Source organism: Streptomyces sp. STAM6 (assembly GCF_054963715.1).
The window spans coordinates 107,938-126,750 of record NZ_JBUEFZ010000016.1 but is presented as its reverse complement, the minus strand read 5'-3'; the positions used below and the strand labels follow the sequence as shown (position 1 = coordinate 126,750).

Annotated in this window: 18 protein-coding genes; 17 read left to right on the top strand and 1 reads right to left on the bottom strand. The window is 71.2% G+C overall.

All coding sequences use genetic code 11. The features are described 5' to 3' along the window. Positions 1–98 precede the first annotated feature (98 nt). From mltG to nusB, 11 genes are all read left to right on the top strand, one after another. A complete protein-coding gene (gene mltG / locus ACY34K_RS20315; RefSeq protein WP_462749014.1) occupies positions 99–1,826 on the top strand; it encodes an endolytic transglycosylase MltG in 1,728 nt (575 codons plus the stop codon). Continuing rightward, positions 1,804–2,646, top strand: coding sequence for a shikimate dehydrogenase (locus ACY34K_RS20310; RefSeq protein ID WP_462749011.1), 843 nt, complete (start codon positions 1,804–1,806; stop codon positions 2,644–2,646). The genes mltG and ACY34K_RS20310 overlap by 23 nt, the downstream gene beginning before the upstream one ends. A gap of 39 nt (positions 2,647–2,685) precedes the next feature. After that, positions 2,686–2,850: a hypothetical protein gene (locus ACY34K_RS20305; RefSeq protein ID WP_462749008.1), complete on the top strand. Its 165-nt coding sequence runs from the start codon at positions 2,686–2,688 to the stop codon at positions 2,848–2,850. Positions 2,851–2,980: 130 nt separating this feature from the next. Beyond that, on the top strand, positions 2,981–4,165 hold the full coding sequence (aroC, locus tag ACY34K_RS20300; RefSeq protein WP_462749006.1) for a chorismate synthase: 1,185 nt from the start codon (positions 2,981–2,983) through the stop codon (positions 4,163–4,165). After that, on the top strand, positions 4,162–4,680 hold the full coding sequence (locus tag ACY34K_RS20295; RefSeq protein ID WP_462749004.1) for a shikimate kinase: 519 nt from the start codon (positions 4,162–4,164) through the stop codon (positions 4,678–4,680). Before aroC ends, ACY34K_RS20295 begins: the two co-directional genes overlap by 4 nt. Further along, on the top strand, positions 4,677–5,771 hold the full coding sequence (aroB, locus tag ACY34K_RS20290) for a 3-dehydroquinate synthase (protein ID WP_462749002.1): 1,095 nt from the start codon (positions 4,677–4,679) through the stop codon (positions 5,769–5,771). Before ACY34K_RS20295 ends, aroB begins: the two co-directional genes overlap by 4 nt. Beyond that, complete coding sequence (gene aroQ, locus ACY34K_RS20285; protein ID WP_462749000.1) at positions 5,768–6,208, top strand: type II 3-dehydroquinate dehydratase; 441 nt, start codon at positions 5,768–5,770, stop codon at positions 6,206–6,208. Before aroB ends, aroQ begins: the two co-directional genes overlap by 4 nt. A 130-nt stretch (positions 6,209–6,338) precedes the next feature. Next, positions 6,339–7,196 (top strand): Pro-rich N-terminal domain-containing protein, encoded by an 858-nt coding sequence (locus ACY34K_RS20280; RefSeq protein WP_462748998.1) that lies wholly within the window; start codon positions 6,339–6,341, stop codon positions 7,194–7,196. Between the two features lie 488 nt (positions 7,197–7,684). Continuing rightward, positions 7,685–8,803 (top strand): aminopeptidase P family protein, encoded by a 1,119-nt coding sequence (locus ACY34K_RS20275; protein WP_462748997.1) that lies wholly within the window; start codon positions 7,685–7,687, stop codon positions 8,801–8,803. A 58-nt stretch (positions 8,804–8,861) separates the two neighbouring features. Further along, the gene (gene efp / locus ACY34K_RS20270) at positions 8,862–9,428 is read left to right on the top strand and encodes an elongation factor P (protein WP_462748995.1); all 567 of its coding nucleotides are present in this window, start codon (positions 8,862–8,864) and stop codon (positions 9,426–9,428) included. Positions 9,429–9,430: 2 nt separating this feature from the next. Then, the gene (gene nusB, locus ACY34K_RS20265; protein WP_462748993.1) at positions 9,431–9,859 is read left to right on the top strand and encodes a transcription antitermination factor NusB; all 429 of its coding nucleotides are present in this window, start codon (positions 9,431–9,433) and stop codon (positions 9,857–9,859) included. 197 nt (positions 9,860–10,056) lie between these two features. Here the strand turns inward: nusB and bldD are convergent, their stop codons facing one another. Beyond that, on the bottom strand, positions 10,057–10,557 hold the full coding sequence (gene bldD / locus ACY34K_RS20260) for a transcriptional regulator BldD (RefSeq protein WP_064068023.1): 501 nt from the start codon (positions 10,555–10,557) through the stop codon (positions 10,057–10,059). 221 nt (positions 10,558–10,778) lie between these two features. Between bldD and pyrR the strand changes: the two genes are divergently transcribed. From pyrR to carB, 6 genes are all read left to right on the top strand, one after another. Continuing rightward, positions 10,779–11,357, top strand: coding sequence for a bifunctional pyr operon transcriptional regulator/uracil phosphoribosyltransferase PyrR (gene pyrR / locus ACY34K_RS20255; protein WP_462748992.1), 579 nt, complete (start codon positions 10,779–10,781; stop codon positions 11,355–11,357). Positions 11,358–11,449: 92 nt separating this feature from the next. After that, on the top strand, positions 11,450–12,427 hold the full coding sequence (locus ACY34K_RS20250) for an aspartate carbamoyltransferase catalytic subunit (protein WP_462748989.1): 978 nt from the start codon (positions 11,450–11,452) through the stop codon (positions 12,425–12,427). Positions 12,428–12,432: 5 nt separating this feature from the next. Then, positions 12,433–13,719 (top strand): dihydroorotase, encoded by a 1,287-nt coding sequence (locus ACY34K_RS20245; RefSeq protein ID WP_462748987.1) that lies wholly within the window; start codon positions 12,433–12,435, stop codon positions 13,717–13,719. Beyond that, on the top strand, positions 13,716–14,297 hold the full coding sequence (locus ACY34K_RS20240) for a PH-like domain-containing protein (protein WP_462748985.1): 582 nt from the start codon (positions 13,716–13,718) through the stop codon (positions 14,295–14,297). Before ACY34K_RS20245 ends, ACY34K_RS20240 begins: the two co-directional genes overlap by 4 nt. Beyond that, positions 14,294–15,436, top strand: coding sequence for a glutamine-hydrolyzing carbamoyl-phosphate synthase small subunit (gene carA, locus ACY34K_RS20235; protein WP_462748983.1), 1,143 nt, complete (start codon positions 14,294–14,296; stop codon positions 15,434–15,436). Before ACY34K_RS20240 ends, carA begins: the two co-directional genes overlap by 4 nt. Further along, positions 15,429–18,743 carry a carbamoyl-phosphate synthase large subunit gene (gene carB, locus ACY34K_RS20230; RefSeq protein ID WP_462748980.1) on the top strand — a complete coding sequence of 1,105 codons (3,315 nt, stop codon included), beginning with the start codon at positions 15,429–15,431 and terminating at the stop codon, positions 18,741–18,743. Before carA ends, carB begins: the two co-directional genes overlap by 8 nt. The last annotated feature ends 70 nt before the right edge of the window (positions 18,744–18,813 follow it).

Genomic DNA, 18,813 nt, shown 5'->3' with positions numbered 1-18,813 from the left:
CGATACGGTAACGTTCCGCGCGATGCGGTGGCGTTCGAACAGCTGCCGCACAGCGTAGAGGCGGATCGTCCGGAAGCCTCGCGGCCGTTTGGGGATCGATGACTGAATATGGACGGGGCCCCGGCTCCGAACCGTGGCATCCCGAGGACCCGGCTTACGGGCACCAGGGGTGGGAAGGTCAGCAGGCCGGCGGTCAGCAGTACTACCAGCAGCAGCCGCAGCAGGCCGCGTACGGGCACCAGCAGGACCCGTACCAGCAGGGTTACGGCGGCCAGCAGTACCCGGCCCCGGACTACCCCACGTCCGAACAGCAGGCGGCCCAGGCGTATCCGGGGCAGCACGGCCAGCACGGCCACCCGGGCCACCCGGGTGGTCAGCCGGGGCAGCACGGCGGTCACCCGGGGCAGCCCGCGCAGAACTACGACGCCGGCTGGGACACCGGCCAGCAGGCCGCGATGCCCTACGGCGGGCCCGGCGGGCACGATCCCTACGGCGGTCAGCACCCCGACCTCTACGGCACCCCCGAGGCGTATCCGCCCCCGCAGCCCCCCGGCCGGCGGCGCACCGAGCCGGAGCCCGCGACCGACTGGGACGCGGAAGCGGCCCAGGAGGAGACCCACCCCTTCTTCTCGGACGGCGACGACGGCGACGGCCGTGACGACGACGGCGACGAGGACGGGCGCTCCCCGTCCCGCCGCGGCGGTGACCGCGGTGACCGCCGCGGCAAGCAGCCGAAAAAGAAAAAGAGCCGCAACGGCGTCGCCTGCCTGGTCGTCGCGGCCGTGCTGGTCGGCGGCGTCGGCGGAGTGGGCTACTTCGGCTACCAGTTCTGGCAGAGCCGGTTCGGCGCCGCCCCCGACTACGAGGGCGCGGGCACCAGCGAGACCGTGCAGGTCGAGATCCCGAAGGGCGCCGGCGGCTACGAGATCGCCGCCATCCTCGTCAAGAACGGTGTCGTCAAGAGCACCGGGGCCTTCGTCTCCGCGCAGGAGAAGAACCCGGACGGAAAGACCATCCAGGACGGCGTCTACACCCTCAACAAGGGAATGTCCGCCGCCAAGGCCGTCGAGGCCATGCTCAACCCGAACAGCCGCAATACCCTCAACATTCCCGAAGGTAAGCGGAACGCCTACATCTACGAGCAGATCGACAAACGGCTCGGAGTCAAGGCGGGCACCACGAAGTCGGTCGCGAAGGAGCAGGCGAAGAACCTCGGCCTGCCCGCCTGGGCCACCGGCCACCCGGACCTCAAGGACCCGCTGGAAGGATTCCTCTTCCCGGCCAGCTATCCGGTGAAGAAGGGCTCCAAACCGGAGGACGTCCTCAAGAAGATGGTCGCCCGGGCCAACGCCGAATACGGCAAGCTCGACCTGGAGGCCAAGTCCAAGTCCCTCGGTCTCAAGGGCCCTTGGGAGCTGCTCACGGTCGCGAGCCTGGTCCAGGCGGAAGGTAAGACGCACGACGACTTCCGCAAGATGGGCGAGGTCGTCTACAACCGCCTCAAGCCCACCAACACGGAGACGAACCAGCTGCTCCAGTTCGACTCGGCCTTCAATTACCTCAAGGGCCAGAGCAAGATCGAGATCAGCGAATCCGAGATCAACAGCAACCAGGACCCGTACAACACGTACACCCAGAAGGGCCTCACCCCCGGGCCCATCGGCAACCCGGGCAACGAGGCGCTGGAAGCCGCCGTGAACCCGACGTCCGACGGCTGGATGTACTTCGTCGCCACGGACGGAATGAACAAGACGGAATTCGCGAAGACGCACGCCGAATTCCTGAGGCTGAAGGACAAGTTCAATGACAACCAGGGCAGCAACTGACGCCCGGAGGGCCGCTGTCCTCGGGTCGCCCATCGCCCACTCCCTCTCCCCGGTGCTGCACCGGGCCGCCTACGCGGAGCTCGGTCTCACCCACTGGTCCTACGACCGGTTCGAGGTGAACGAGGCCGGGCTCCCCGGCTTCGTGGAGGGACTGGACGACACCTGGGCGGGTCTGTCGCTGACCATGCCGCTCAAGCGCGCGATCATCCCGCTGCTCGACGAGATCAGCCCGACGGCCGCGTCCGTCGAGGCCGTCAACACGGTCGTCCTCACCGAGGACGGCCGTCGGCTCGGCGACAACACCGACATCCCCGGCATGATCGCCGCGCTCCGCGAGCGCGGTGTGGAAAAGGTCGAGTCCGCCGCCGTTCTCGGCGCGGGCGCCACCGCCTCCTCCGCGCTCGCCGCCCTGTCCCGCATCTGCGACGGCCCGGTCACCGCCTACGTCCGCAGCGAGGCGCGCGCCGGCGAGATGCGCGGCTGGGGCGAACGGCTCGGCGTCGACGTGCGCACCGCCGACTGGACCGACGCGGCCGACGCCCTGCGCGCACCGCTGGTCGTCGCCACCACCCCCGCCGGCACGACCGACGAACTCGCGGACGCGGTCCCCGACCGTCCCGGCACCCTCTTCGACGTCCTCTACGACCCCTGGCCGACCGCCCTCGCCGCCTCCTGGTCCGAGCGCCACGGGGCCGTCGTCGGCGGCCTCGACCTCCTCGTCCACCAGGCCGTCCTCCAGGTGGAACAGATGACCGGCCGGTCGCCCGGACCGCTCGCGGCCATGCGGGTGGCGGGCGAGGCCGCGCTCGGCACCCCGTAGGCTCCGCCCGATCGATCGATCGAGCGAGCAGGAGACCCGATGGAGCACGAGCGGATACTGGCGTCGTCCGGGGACGGGGGCAGATTCCTCGCCTTCGTCCTCCGCCTGCTGCCCGAATGGGTGGAATGGACCTTCCTCGGCATCATGGCCGCGCTGCTCCTCGGGTTCGCGGCCCGACGGCTCTGGAGGGTGATCACCTCCTGACCGCCGGCGTCCGCCTGCTGGACCGGCGACCGGGAGGAGCCCGGGACGTGGGAGGATCAAAGGGAGGCGGGCCAGGGCCGCGCACCCGGTCGCGCCGTCGCAGTTCCAGGCGCGAGCATGAGGAGCACCGTTGAGCAGGTTGCGCTGGCTGACCGCGGGGGAGTCCCACGGCCCCGCACTGGTGGCGACGCTGGAGGGTCTTCCCGCCGGTGTCCCGATCACCACGGAGATGGTGGCGGACCACCTGGCCAGGCGGCGCCTGGGCTATGGCCGCGGTGCCCGGATGAAGTTCGAGCGCGACGAGATCACCTTCCTCGGCGGTGTCCGCCACGGCCTCACCATGGGCTCGCCCGTCGCCGTCATGGTCGGCAACACCGAGTGGCCCAAGTGGGAGAAGGTCATGTCGGCCGACCCGGTCGACCCGGCCGAGCTCGCCGACTCCGCCCGCAACGCCCCGCTGACCCGCCCGCGTCCCGGCCACGCCGACCTCGCGGGCATGCAGAAGTACGGCTTCGACGAGGCCCGGCCGGTCCTGGAGCGCGCCAGCGCCCGGGAGACCGCCGCCCGCGTCGCGCTCGGCGCGGTCGCCCGCTCCTACCTCAAGGAGACGGCCGGCATCGAGATCGTCTCCCACGTCGTGGAGCTCGCCGCGGCGAAGGCCCCGTACGGCGTGTACCCGATGCCCGCCGACGTCGAGAAGCTCGACGCCGACCCGGTGCGCTGCCTCGACGCCGACGCGAGCAAGGCGATGGTCGCCGAGATCGACCAGGCCCACAAGGACGGCGACACCCTCGGCGGCGTCGTCGAGGTCCTCGCCTACGGCGTGCCCGTCGGTCTCGGCTCGCACGTCCACTGGGACCGCCGTCTCGACGCCCGCCTCGCGGGCGCCCTCATGGGCATCCAGGCCATCAAGGGCGTCGAGGTCGGCGACGGCTTCGACCTGGCACGCGTGCCCGGCTCCAAGGCGCACGACGAGATCGTCGCCACCGACGAGGGCATCAGGCGTACCTCCGGCCGCTCCGGCGGCACCGAGGGCGGGCTGACCACGGGCGAGCTGCTGCGCGTCCGGGCCGCGATGAAGCCCATCGCGACCGTGCCCCGGGCCCTGAAGACCGTCGACGTGGTCACCGGTGAGCCCGCCGCCGCCCACCACCAGCGCTCCGACGTGTGCGCCGTGCCCGCCGCGGGCATCGTCGCCGAGGCCATGGTCGCGCTCGTCCTGGCCGACGCCGTCGCGGAGAAGTTCGGCGGCGACAGCGTCGCCGAGACCCGCCGCAACGTCCGCTCGTACCTCGACAACCTGCAGATCCGGTGAGCACCGGCCCGCTGATCGTCCTGGTCGGGCCGATGGGCTCGGGCAAGTCCACCGTGGGCGCGCTGCTCGCCGAGCGGCTCGGCGCGCCCTACCGGGACACCGACGCCGACATCGTCGCCGCCCAGGGCCGTGAGATCGCGGACATCTTCGTCGACGAGGGCGAGGCGTACTTCCGTGAGCTGGAGCGCGAGGCCGTCAGGGCCGCCGTCGCCGAGCACACGGGCGTCCTCGCCCTCGGCGGCGGCGCCGTCCTCGACGCCGGCACCCGCGAGCTGCTCGTCGGCCTCCCCGTCGTCTACCTCTCGATGGACGTCGAGGAAGCCGTCCGCCGGGTCGGCCTGAACACCGCCCGGCCGCTGCTCGCCGTCAACCCGCGCCGCCAGTGGCGCGAACTGATGGACGCCCGCCGGCACCTGTACACCGAAGTCGCCAGCGCCGTCGTGGCCACCGACGACAAGACCCCCGACGAGGTCGCCCAGGCGGTCCTCGACGCTTTGGAGCTGAAGGACGCATGACCGACCAGGCAGTGACCCGCATCCAGGTCGGCGGCACGGCCGGCACCGACCCGTACGAGGTGCTGGTCGGCCGGCAGCTGCTCGGCGAACTCCCCGGCCTCGTCGGGCCGAAGGCGAAGCGCGTCGCCGTCATCCACCCCGAGGCGCTCGCCGAGACGGGTGAGGCGTTGCGCGCGGACCTCGCCGACCAGGGCTACGAGGCGGTCGCCATCCAGGTGCCGAACGCCGAGGAGGCGAAGACCGCCGAGGTCGCGGCCTACTGCTGGAAGGCGCTCGGCCAGACCGGCTTCACCCGCACCGACGTCATCGTCGGCGTCGGCGGCGGCGCCACCACCGACCTGGCCGGCTTCGTCGCCGCCACATGGCTGCGCGGCGTGCGCTGGATCGCCGTCCCCACCACCGTGCTCGCCATGGTCGACGCGGCGGTCGGCGGCAAGACCGGCATCAACACCGCCGAGGGCAAGAACCTCGTCGGCGCCTTCCACCCGCCCGCCGGCGTGCTGTGCGACCTCGCCGCGCTGGACTCGCTGCCGGTCAACGACTACGTCAGCGGCCTGGCCGAGATCATCAAGGCCGGCTTCATCGCCGACCCGGTCATCCTCGACCTGATCGAGTCCGACCCCGCCGCCGCCCGCACGCCCGAGGGCCCGCACACGGCCGAGCTGATCGTCCGCTCGATTCAGGTCAAGGCCGACGTGGTCTCCAGCGACCTCAAGGAATCCGGCCTGCGCGAGATCCTCAACTACGGCCACACCCTCGCCCACGCCATCGAGAAGAACGAGCGCTACAAGTGGCGGCACGGTGCGGCCGTCTCGGTCGGCATGGTCTTCGCCGCCGAACTGGGCAGGCTCGCCGGCCGCCTCGACGACGCCACCGCCGACCGCCACCGTACGGTCCTGGAGTCCGTAGGGCTTCCGCTGACCTACCGCGGCGACCAGTGGCCCCGGCTCCTGGAGACCATGAAGGTCGACAAGAAGTCCCGCGGCGACCTGCTGCGCTTCATCGTCCTCGACGGGCTCGGCAAGCCGGCCGTGCTGGAGGGCCCCGACCCGGCCGTCCTGATCGCCGCCTACGGTGAGGTGTCCGCGTGAGCCGCAAGGTACTCGTCCTCAACGGCCCCAACCTCGGCCGGCTCGGCTCCCGCGAACCCGACGTCTACGGCTCCACCTCCTACGCCGGGCTGGTCGACACCTGCCGGACCCTCGGCAAGGAGCTCGGCTTCGACGTCGACGTGCGTGAGACGAACGACGAGGGCGAGATGATCCGCTGGCTGCACGAGGCGGCCGACGGTTCGATTCCGGTCGTTCTCAACCCCGGCGCGTTCACGCACTACTCGTACGGGATGAGGGACGCGGCCGCCCAGCGCACCGCCCCCCTCATCGAGGTCCACATCTCCAACCCGTACACCCGCGAGGAGTTCCGGCACACGTCGGTCGTCGCGGCCGTCGCCAGCGGCACCGTCGCGGGCTTCGGCATCGGCTCCTACCGCCTCGCCCTGCGCGCTCTCGCCGACGAACTGACGGGCTGACCGGCCACCGGGCACTCCGCTCCCGCCCCGGCCGTTCACGTACATACGGCCGGGGAGGGTACGGTTCGGTAACGGGCGACCTCAACGGCCGCCCGACCAGCGCCAATCGGACGAGACGGAGTGGCACCGGATGCAGCACGCAGTGGGGGCTCCGCTGCCGCCGCCCCACCAGCCGGGGCACGCAGCCACCGGCTGGACCCACCAGCAGCAGGCCCATCACCCCGGGACCCCGCCCCACCCGGCCCCGCTTTCCGCGGGCGGACCCGGGCAGCAACCCCCGCAGGGGCCCCCGACGGCCCACGGCTGGAGCGCCCCCGGCCCGCAGCATCCATCGATGCCGCCGGCCCCCGACACCACCGGCCACATTCCGCTGCCGCCCGGTGGCCCGGTGGCGCACCCCGCCCCGCCGCCCGCCGACCGCGGCACCGGGAGCGCCACCCTCGCCGTCCTGCTCATCGGCCCCGCCGGCGCGGGCAAGACGACCGTCGCCAGGTACTGGGCCCAGAACCGCCGGGTACCGACCGCGCACATCAGCCTGGACGACGTGCGCGAATGGGTCTGCGCCGGCTTCGCCGACCCCCAGGACGGCTGGAACGACCACTCCGAGGCGCAGTACCGCCTGGCCCGCCGCACCTGCGGCTTCGCGGCACGCAACTTCCTCGCCAACGGCATTTCCTGCATCCTCGACGACGCGGTCTTCCCCGACCGCCCCGTCGTCGGCCTCGGAGGCTGGAAGCGCCACGTCGGACCCGGGCTGCTCCCCGTGGTCCTCCTGCCCGGCCTGGAGATCGTCCTGGAGCGCAACGCCGAACGCAGCGGCAACCGGCGCCTCTCCGACGAGGAGGTCGCCGGAATCCACGGCCGTATGGCCGGCTGGCACGCCTCGGGGCTGCCGATCATCGACAACTCCAAGTACGACGTGGAAACCACCGCCCAGGTCCTCGACGAGGTCCTCGCCCGTTCGATAGCCAGCCCGCCGGCCTTTTAGGGCTCCGTTCTCCCCCTGGCATCGCCGGGGGACCCCCACCGGGGCGCCTGCTGCGTGCGCCGACGGTCGATCACCTCCCACGCCCCGCGGGCGCGGGAGGTGCCCCCGCTCGGTCCTTCGTTCCGCAGGACCCGCGCGGCGTTAGCCGCACATCGACCGCAGCCTCCCTGTCGCCGGTCCTCCAGCGGCCTCCGGCCGCGCCGCGCCGCGCGCCCCTTCGGCTCACTCGCCGACGCGTTCGGGGCGGGCCCGGGTTCCCGCGCGGGGCGCCTGCTGCGTGCGTCGACGGTCGATCTCCCCCCCGCCCCCAGGTGTGTAGGCGTCCCGCTCGCGCGTAGGGGAGGTCACCCACCGCCCGCGGCGGGTGACCTCCCGTGCGGCCCCAGGCAATCCGTGCGGGTACGGACCCGGCACCCCGGGCGGGCCCGGGCGCCCCGTCCGGCCCCGCCCGACCTGCCGGGACGCCTCAGCGCTCGTAGGCTCGTGACATGTCAGAGCTGTATGCGGACCGCCGCACGCGGCTGCGCGACCGGTGCGCGGCCGCCGGCAGCACGGCGGCCCTGGTCTCCCGTCCCGCCAACGTCCGCTACCTCGCCGGCGGCTCACCGCCCGGTGCGGTGCTGCTCCTGCTCGCCACCGGTGACGACCTCCTGCTCTGCCCCCGCACGCCCACCGGCGACCCCGCGGACGGGCGTGTCGACGAGCACGTACGGACGGTGGTCCTGCCCACCTCCGGCGGCTTCACCGGCGATCCCGCCGTCGCCGCGGTCGACCTCGCCCGCAAGGCGGGCGCCGACACCCTCGCCGTCGAGGAGCACCACCTCTCCGTCACCCGCTACCGCGCCATGGACTCCGTCGCGCCCGGCATCCGTCTCGCCGATCTGGGCACGGCCATCGAGCAGGAGCGGGTCGTCAAGGACGAGGAGGAGATCACCTGCCTCAGGATCGCCGCCGAGATCACCGACCAGGCCCTCGGCGAGCTGCTCGAATCGATCCTGGTGGGCCGCACGGAACGGCATCTGGCGCTGGAGCTGGAGCGCCGGCTGGTGGACCACGGGGCGGACGGGCCCGCCTTCCCCACCTCCGTCGCGACTGGGCCCAACGCGGGCCGCGGAGGCCACCGCCCCTCCGACCGACGGGTCGAGGAAGGCGACTTCCTCTCCGTCTGCCTCGGCGCCAACTACCGCGGCTACCGCTGCGAGATCGGCCGCACCTTCGTCATCGGAACCTCCCCGGCGGACTGGCAGATCGAGCTCTACGATCTCGTCTTCGCCGCTCAGCGGGCTGCCAGGGAGACCCTCGCGCCCGGTACCGCCTACCGCGACGTGGACCTCGCGGCCCGGCAGATTCTGGACGCGGCGGGCTACGGCGAGGCGCTGGCGCCCTTCCTCGGACACGGCGTGGGCCTCGAAATCGAGGAGGACCCGCAGTTGGCACCCGCCGCCATGGGTAAACTGGACGCTTGTGTGCCGGTCACCGTCGAACCGGGGGTCCACCTCCCGGGCCGGGGCGGGGTCCGGATCGATGACACGCTCGTCGTACGCCAGGAGGCGGACGGCGGACCCGAGCTACTCACCATCACGACCAAGGAGCTGCTCGCGCTGTAGCGCGCGGCCCGCAGCCACTGGGTCGTCCACCAGCGTCAGTCCAGGAGATTCCGCAACCGTGGCTTCCACGAACGACCTCAAGAACGGCATGGTGCTCAAGCTCGAAGGCGGCCAGCTCTGGTCCGTCGTCGAGTTCCAGCACGTCAAGCCCGGCAAGGGCCCGGCCTTCGTGCGCACCAAGCTCAAGAACGTGCTGTCCGGCAAGGTCGTCGACAAGACCTTCAACGCCGGCGTCAAGGTCGAGACGGCCACTGTCGACAAGCGCGACATGCAGTTCTCGTACATGGACGGCGACTACTTCGTCTTCATGGACATGGAGACGTACGACCAGCTCATGATCGACCGCAAGGTCGTGGGCGACGCCGCCAACTTCCTCATCGAGGGCTTCACCGCCACCGTCGCGCAGCACGAGGGCGAGGTGCTCTTCGTCGAGCTGCCGGCCGCCGTCGAGCTCACCATCCAGGAGACCGAGCCGGGCGTCCAGGGCGACCGCTCCACCGGTGGCACCAAGCCCGCCATCCTGGAGACCGGTCACCAGATCCAGGTCCCGCTCTTCATCACCACCGGTGAGAAGATCAAGGTCGACACCCGTTCGAGCGACTACCTCGGCCGGGTGAACAGCTAACCGTGGCTGCGCGGAGCAACGCTCGCAAGCGCGCGTTCCAGATCCTGTTCGAGGCCGACCAGCGCGGTGCGTCCGTGCAGAGCGTCCTCGCCGACTGGGTCCGGCACGCGCGGTCCGACGACCGGCAGCCGCCGGTCAGCGAGTACACGATGCAGCTGGTCGAGGGTTACGCCGAACACGTGACCAGGATCGACGAGCTGATCGCCACCTACGCGGTGGACTGGGACCTGGACCGCATGCCGGTCGCCGACCGGAACATCGTGCGCCTCGGGGCGTACGAACTGATCTGGGAGGACGGCACGCCGGACGCCGTCGCGATCGACGAGGCGGTGCAGCTCGCCAAGGAGTTCTCCACCGACGAGTCCCCGTCGTTCGTCAACGGCCTCCTCGCCCGCTTCAAGGACCTGAAGCCGAACCTCCGCCGGGGCTGAGCCCACGGCGACGCCCGAAGGGCCCGCGGCGCACCACGCGCCGCGGGCCCTTCGGCGTGCCCGGCACGCCCCGGAGCGGGCACCGAGCCCCCGGAACGGCACCACGGTGAAAAACCGCCGGGTGCGGACAGGACGCCCGAAGGCTCCTGCCGCACCCGGCGGCAACGTTTCTGCTGAATCTCTCGGAGAGAGGGCGCTCAGGCCTCTTCGTGGGCGACCGCACGGCGCGCGTCCGCGTCCAGGACGCCCCAGCTGATGAGCTGCTCGGTGAGCACCGAGGGCGACTGGTCGTAAATGACGGCAAGCGTGCGCAGGTCGTCCTGGCGGATCGAAAGGACCTTGCCGTTGTAGTCGCCGCGCTGCGACTGGATCGTCGCGGCGTAACGCTGCAGCGGGCCGGCCTTCTCCGCGGGGACGTGGGCCAGACGCTCCAGGTCCAGGACGAGCTTCGGCGGCGGCTCGGCGGCCCCGCCCGGCGTGGTGCCCGGCAGCAGCTCCTGCACCGGGACGCCGTAGAAGTCGGCCAGCTCGGCGAGGCGCTGCACGGTCACGGCACGGTCACCGCGCTCGTACGAGCCGACCACGACGGCCTTCCAGCGGCCCTGGGACTTCTCCTCCACACCGTGGAGGGAGAGGCCCTGCTGGGTGCGGATGGCACGGAGCTTGGCCCCGAGCTGTTTTGCGTATTCGCTGGACATATAGCTCCCGGGACGCGTGACAACGTGCGGCAAAGCCGCGCGGCTGGTAACTCACTGTGAGGTTACGCAGCGTTACTTGGCTGCGTCAAGCCGAATGGTCCGTACCGACCCTCTTCGGGGGTGAGGTACGGGGCACCGTCGGGGCCCTGGTACCGTGGACGGCGCAATTCCGACGTCCTTTAAGGTCCGTCCCGTGAGGCGGAGAAGGAGGTCCGTTTCGTATGGACGCCAACCAGCAGTCCGATGCGGCGCGCCCTGTCCTCGAGGGCCCCGACATCGCCCGGGTACTGACCCGTATCGCCCACGAGATCGTCGAACGCGCCAAGGGCGCCGACGACGTGGTGCTCCTCGGCATTCCGACGCGCGGTGTGTTCCTCGCCCGGCGCCTCGCCGACAAGCTCGAAGCGATCACCGGCCGCAAGATGCCGGTCGGCTCGCTCGACATCACCATGTACCGCGACGACCTGCGCATGCGCCCGGCCCGTGCGCTCGGCCGCACCGACATCCCCGGTGACGGCATCGACGGCCGTCTCGTCGTCCTCGTCGACGACGTGCTCTTCTCCGGCCGCACCATCCGCGCCGCCCTCGACGCGCTCGGCGACATCGGCCGCCCGCGCGCCGTCCAGCTCGCGGTCCTCGTCGACCGCGGCCACCGTGAACTCCCGATCCGCGCCGACTACGTCGGCAAGAACCTCCCCACGTCGCTGCGGGAGGCGGTCAAGGTCCAGCTCGCCGAGGAGGACGGCCGCGACACCGTGCTGCTCGGTCTGCGCGACAGCGCCCCGGCCGGCGAGCAGTAACACCTCCGTACGACCCAACCCCTTCTCGTACGGTGTGCCGCGCCGCGCGCCCGCATGCCTCCATACCTCCATAGACCTGGAGAAACCCCCCGATGATGCGCCACCTCATCTCGGCCGCCGACCTCACCCGTGACGAAGCCGTACTGATCCTCGACACCGCCGAGGAGATGGCCCGGGTCGCCGACCGGCCGATCAAGAAGCTTCCGACGCTCCGCGGACGCACGGTCGTCAACCTCTTCTTCGAGGACTCGACCCGGACCCGCATCTCCTTCGAGGCCGCCGAGAAGCGGCTCTCGGCCGACGTCATCAACTTCACCGCCAAGGGGTCCTCGGTCTCCAAGGGCGAGTCCCTCAAGGACACCGCCCAGACCCTGGAGGCGATGGGCGTCGACGCCGTCGTCATCCGGCACGGCGCCTCCGGCGCCCCCTACCGCCTGGCCACCTCCGGCTGGATCGACGCCGCCGTGATCAACGCGGGCGACGGCACCCACCAGCACCCCACGCAGGCCCTCCTCGACGCGTTCACCATGCGCCGCCGCCTGGTCGGCCGGGACGCCGGTCTCGGCCAGGACCTGGCCGGGAAGCGCATCACGATCGTCGGCGACGTCCTGCACAGCCGGGTCGCCCGGTCCAACGTCGACCTGCTGCACACCCTGGGCGCCGAGGTGACCCTGGTCGCCCCGCCCACCCTGGTGCCCGTCGGCGTCGAGACGTGGCCCTGCGAGGTGTCGTACGACCTCGACAGCACCCTGCCGAAGTCCGACGCCGTGATGATGCTGCGCGTCCAGCGCGAGCGCATGAACGCCGCGTTCTTCCCCACGGAGCGTGAGTACTCGCGCCGCTACGGCCTGGACGGCGACCGCATGGCGCGGATGCCCGAGCACGCCGTCGTGATGCACCCCGGGCCGATGGTCCGCGGCATGGAGATCACCGCCGAGGTCGCCGACTCCGACCGCTGCACGGTCGTCGAGCAGGTCGCCAACGGCGTCTCCATCCGCATGGCGGTCCTCTACCTGCTTCTCGGCGGCAACGAGCCCGCCGTCACCCACACCCGTACCGAGGAGAAGTAAGAAACATGAGCAAGATCCTGATCCGTGGTGCGAAGGTGCTGGGCGGCGAGGCCCAGGACGTGCTGATCGACGGCGAGACCATCGCCCTGGTCGGCACGGACGTCCCGGCCGAGGGCGCCACCGTCGTCGAGGCCGGGGGCCAGATCCTCCTGCCCGGCCTCGTCGACCTCCACACCCATCTGCGCGAGCCCGGCCGCGAGGACTCCGAGACCGTCCTGACCGGCACCCGCGCCGCCGCCAGCGGCGGCTACACCTCCGTGTTCGCCATGGCCAACACCTTCCCGGTCGCCGACACCGCCGGCGTCGTCGAGCAGGTCTACCGCCTCGGCAAGGAGTCCGGCTACTGCGACGTGCAGCCCATCGGCGCCGTCACCGTCGGCCTGGAGGGCAAGAAGCTCGCCGAGCTGGGCGCCATGCACGAGTCCGCCGCGGGCGTCACCGTCTTCTCCGACGACGGCAAGTGCGTCGACGACGCGGTGATCATGCGCCGCGCCCTGGAGTACGTGAAGGCCTTCGGCGGCGTCGTCGCCCAGCACGCCCAGGAGCCGCGCCTCACCGAGGGCGCCCAGATGAACGAGGGTGTCGTCTCCGCCCAGCTGGGACTCGGCGGCTGGCCGGCCGTCGCCGAGGAGTCGATCATCGCGCGCGACGTGCTCCTCGCCGAGCACGTCGGCTCCCGCGTCCACATCTGCCACCTGTCCACCGCCGGGTCCGTCGAGATCGTCCGCTGGGCCAAGTCCCGCGGCATCGACGTCACCGCCGAGGTCACCCCGCACCACCTCCTGCTGACGGACGAGCTGGTCCTCTCCTACAACCCCGTCTACAAGGTCAACCCGCCGCTGCGCACCGAGCGGGACGTCATGGCGCTGCGGGAGGCCCTGGCGGACGGCACGATCGACATCGTCGCCACCGACCACGCCCCGCACCCGCACGAGGACAAGGACTGCGAGTGGGCCGCCGCCGCCATGGGCATGGTCGGCCTGGAGACCGCCCTGTCGGTCGTCCAGCACACGATGGTCGAGACCGGGCTGCTCGACTGGGCCGGCGTCGCCGACCGCATGTCCTTCACGCCCGCGAGGATCGGCCGCGCCACCGGCCACGGCCGCCCCGTCTCGGCAGGTGAGCCCGCCAACCTCACCCTGGTCGATCCGGCATACCGTGGTCCGGTGGACCCCGCGCGCTTCGCCTCCCGCAGCCGCAACACGCCCTACGAGGGCCGTGAGCTGCCGGGTCGCGTCACCCACACCTTCCTGCGGGGCCGGGCAACGCTCGTGGACGGGAAGCTGGCGTGACATCTCTGATCGAAATCGCCGCCGAGCAGAAATCGGCGGAGGTGACCGACTGGGCCGCCCGGCTCGGCTGGGTCGCCGGGCTGCTGCTCTTCATCGCGTTCGTCTACTGGCTGATGCGCCAGGGATGGAAGTGGCGAGGCAGCCTCCAGTCCGGCCTGCCGGACCTGCCCACCGCGCCGGAAGCGCCCGGTGAGGCGAAACTGGCTGTGATGACCGGCCGCTACCACGGGTCCACCACCGCCGGGCAGTGGCTCGACCGGATCGTGGCCCACGGCCTCGGCGCCCGCAGCCGTGCCGAGCTGACCCTCACCGACGCGGGCCTGGCCGTGGTGCGCCCCGGGGCGACCGACTTCTTCGTCCCCGCCGGACAGCTCCGCGGCGCCCGGCTCGACAAGGGCATCGCCGGCAAGGTCCTCGCCGAGGGCGGTCTGCTGGTCGTCACCTGGGCGCACGGCGACACGGTGATCGACTCCGGCTTCCGCTCCGACCGGGCGGCCGAGCACACCGACTGGGTCGACGCCATCAACTCCATGAACCAGACAGCTGAGACAGCTACGACGGAAGGCACCGCACGATGACCACCTCCACAAGGGGAGCCGCCAAGGTTCCCGCCGTACTCGTCCTGGAGGACGGTCGCACCTTCCGCGGCCGCGCCTACGGGGCCGTGGGGGAGACCTTCGGCGAAGCGGTCTTCTCCACCGGCATGACCGGCTACCAGGAGACCCTCACCGACCCGTCGTACCACCGCCAGGTCGTCGTGATGACCGCCCCGCACGTCGGCAACACCGGCGTGAACGACGAGGACCCCGAGTCCCGGCGGATCTGGGTCTCCGGCTACGTCGTGCGCGACCCGGCCCGCGTCCCGTCGAACTGGCGCTCCCGCCGCTCCCTCGACGAGGAGCTGGCCGCCCAGGGCGTCGTCGGCATCAGCGGCATCGACACCCGCGCGCTCACCCGCCACCTGCGCGAGCGCGGCGCCATGCGCGTCGGCATCTTCTCCGGCAACAGCCTGCCCGACGAGGGCACCATGCTCGCCGAGGTGCGCCAGGCCCCCGAGATGCAGGGCGCGAACCTCTCCGCCGAGGTCGCCACCAAGGAGCCCTACGTCGTCCCCGCGATCGGCGAGAAGAAGTTCACCGTCGCCGCCGTCGACCTCGGCATCAAGGGCATGACCCCGCACCGGATGGCCGAGCGCGGCATCGAGGTGCACGTCCTGCCCGCCACCGCCACCGCCGACGACGTCTACGCCGTCAACCCCGACGGGGTGTTCTTCTCCAACGGTCCCGGCGACCCCGCCACCGCCGACCACGCCGTCTCCGTCATGCAGGGTGTGCTGGAGCGCAAGACCCCCCTCTTCGGCATCTGCTTCGGCAACCAGATCCTCGGCCGCGCCCTCGGCTTCGGCACCTACAAGCTGAAGTACGGCCACCGCGGCATCAACCAGCCCGTGCAGGACCGCACCACCGGCAAGGTCGAGGTCACCGCGCACAACCACGGCTTCGCCGTCGACGCCCCCCTCGACAAGGTGTCCGACACCCCCTACGGGCGTGCCGAGGTGTCGCACGTCTGCCTGAACGACAACGTCGTGGAAGGCCTCCAGCTGCTCGACCAGCCGGCCTTCAGCGTCCAGTACCACCCCGAAGCGGCCGCCGGCCCGCACGACGCCGCGTACCTCTTCGACCGCTTCGTATCCCTGATGGAGGCCGAGCGTGCCTAAGCGCACCGATATCCAGTCCGTCCTGGTCATCGGCTCCGGCCCGATCGTCATCGGCCAGGCCGCCGAGTTCGACTACTCCGGCACCCAGGCCTGCCGGGTCCTCAAGTCCGAGGGCCTGCGCGTCATCCTGGTCAACTCCAACCCGGCCACGATCATGACCGACCCGGAGATCGCCGACGCCACGTACGTCGAGCCGATCACCCCCGAGTTCGTCGAGAAGATCATCGCCAAGGAGCGCCCCGACGCCCTGCTGCCCACCCTCGGCGGCCAGACCGCGCTCAACACCGCGATCTCCATGCACGAGCAGGGCGTCCTGGAGAAGTACGGCGTCGAGCTCATCGGCGCCAACGTCCAGGCAATCCACAAGGGCGAGGACCGCGACCTCTTCAAGGAGGTCGTCGAGGAGGTCCGTAAGAAGATCGGTCACGGCGAGTCCGCCCGCTCGGTCATCTGCCACTCCATGGACGACGTCCTCAAGGGCGTCGAGACGCTCGGCGGCTACCCCGTCGTCGTCCGCCCCTCCTTCACCATGGGCGGCGCCGGCTCCGGCTTCGCCCACGACGAGGAGGAGCTGCGCCGCATCGCCGGCCAGGGCCTGACGCTCTCCCCGACCACCGAGGTGCTCCTGGAGGAGTCCATCCTCGGCTGGAAGGAGTACGAGCTGGAGCTGATGCGCGACAAGGCCGACAACGTCGTGGTCGTCTGCTCCATCGAGAACTTCGACCCGATGGGCGTCCACACCGGTGACTCCATCACCGTCGCCCCGGCGATGACCCTCACGGACCGCGAGTACCAGCGGCTGCGCGACATCGGCATCGCGATCATCCGCGAGGTCGGCGTCGACACCGGCGGCTGCAACATCCAGTTCGCGGTCAACCCGGTCGACGGCCGGATCATCGTCATCGAGATGAACCCGCGCGTCTCCCGCTCCTCCGCGCTCGCCTCCAAGGCCACCGGCTTCCCGATCGCCAAGATCGCCGCCCGGCTCGCCGTCGGCTACACGCTCGACGAGATCCCCAACGACATCACCGAGCAGACGCCGGCCTCCTTCGAGCCGACCCTCGACTACGTCGTCGTCAAGGCCCCCCGCTTCGCCTTCGAGAAGTTCCCGGCGGCCGACGCCACCCTCACCACCACCATGAAGTCGGTCGGCGAGGCCATGGCCATCGGCCGCAACTTCACCGAGGCGCTCCAGAAGGCCCTGCGCTCCCTGGAGAAGAAGGGCTCGCAGTTCACCTTCACCGGTGAGCCCGGTGACAAGGACGAGCTGCTGCGCGTCGCGGTCCGCCCGACCGACGGCCGGATCAACACCGTCATGCAGGCCATCCGGGCCGGTGCCACCCCGGAGGAGGTGTTCGAGGCCACCAGGATCGACCCGTGGTTCGTCGACCAGCTCTTCCTGATCAAGGAGATCGCCGACGAGCTCGCCGCCGTCGAGAAGCTCGAGCCCGAGCTGCTCGCCGAGGCCAAGCGGCACGGCTTCTCCGACGCCCAGATCGCCGAGATCCGCGGACTGCGCGAGGACGTCGTCCGCGAGGTCCGGCACGCCCTCGGCGTCCGCCCGGTCTACAAGACCGTGGACACCTGCGCCGCCGAGTTCGCCGCCAGGACCCCGTACTTCTACTCCTCGTACGACGAGGAGAGCGAGGTCGCGCCGCGCGAGAAGCCCGCCGTGATCATCCTGGGCTCCGGCCCGAACCGCATCGGCCAGGGCATCGAGTTCGACTACTCGTGCGTCCACGCCTCCTTCGCCCTCAGCGAGGCCGGCTACGAGACCGTGATGGTCAACTGCAACCCGGAGACCGTCTCCACCGACTACGACACCTCCGACCGTCTGTACTTCGAGCCGCTGACGCTCGAGGACGTCCTGGAGATCGTCCACGCCGAGTCCCTCGCCGGACCGATCGCCGGTGTGGTCGTCCAGCTCGGCGGCCAGACCCCGCTGGGTCTGTCGCAGGCGCTCAAGGACAACGGCGTGCCCGTCGTCGGCACCTCGCCCGAGGCCATCCACGCCGCCGAGGACCGCGGTGCCTTCGGCCGGGTCCTCGCCGAGGCCGGCCTGCCCGCGCCCAAGCACGGCACCGCCACCACCTTCGCCGGCGCCAAGGCCATCGCCGACGAGATCGGCTACCCGGTCCTGGTCCGCCCGTCGTACGTGCTGGGCGGACGCGGCATGGAGATCGTGTACGACGAGGCGCGCCTGGAGGCGTACATCGCCGAGTCCACCGAGATCTCCCCGACCCGCCCGGTCCTCGTCGACCGCTTCCTCGACGACGCCATCGAGATCGACGTCGACGCGCTCTACGACGGCCGCGAGCTCTACCTCGGCGGCGTCATGGAGCACATCGAGGAGGCCGGTATCCACTCCGGCGACTCGGCCTGCGCCCTGCCCCCGATCACGCTCGGCGGCTTCGACATCAAGCGGCTTCGCACGTCCACGGAGGCCATCGCCAGGGGCGTCGGCGTCCGCGGCCTGATCAACATCCAGTTCGCGATGGCCGGCGACATCCTGTACGTCCTGGAGGCCAACCCGCGCGCCAGCCGTACCGTCCCCTTCACCTCGAAGGCGACCGCCGTGCCGCTGGCCAAGGCCGCCGCCCGGATCTCGCTCGGCGCGACCATCGCCGAGCTGCGGGCCGAGGGCCTGCTGCCGTCGAACGGCGACGGCGGCACCCTGCCGCTCGACGCGCCGATCTCCGTCAAGGAGGCCGTCATGCCGTGGTCGCGCTTCCGCGACATCCACGGCCGCGGCGTCGACACCGTCCTCGGCCCGGAGATGCGCTCCACCGGCGAGGTCATGGGCATCGACTCGGTCTTCGGCACGGCGTACGCCAAGTCGCAGGCCGGCGCCTACGGCCCGCTGCCCACCAAGGGCCGTGCGTTCATCTCCGTCGCCAACCGCGACAAGCGCTCGATGATCTTCCCGGCCCGCGAGCTGGTCGCCCACGGCTTCGAGCTGATGGCCACCTCCGGTACCGCCGAGGTCCTCAAGCGCAACGGCATCAACGCCACGATCGTGCGCAAGCAGTCCGAGGGCGAGGGCCCGAACGGCGAGAAGACCATCGTCCAGCTCATCCACGACGGCGAGGTCGACCTCATCGTCAACACCCCGTACGGCACCGGCGGCCGCCTCGACGGCTACGAGATCCGCACCGCCGCCGTGGCGCGCGGCGTCCCGTGCCTGACGACGGTGCAGGCGCTCGCCGCCGCCGTCCAGGGCATCGACGCCCTCAACCACGGGGGAGTGGGGGTCCGCTCACTCCAGGAACACGCGGAACACCTGATCGCGGCCCGCGAGGACCAGTAGCCACGGGGGAGGGGGACACCGAAGAACCGGTGTCCCCCTCTTCATGAAGTCATTCATGAGGACACATACG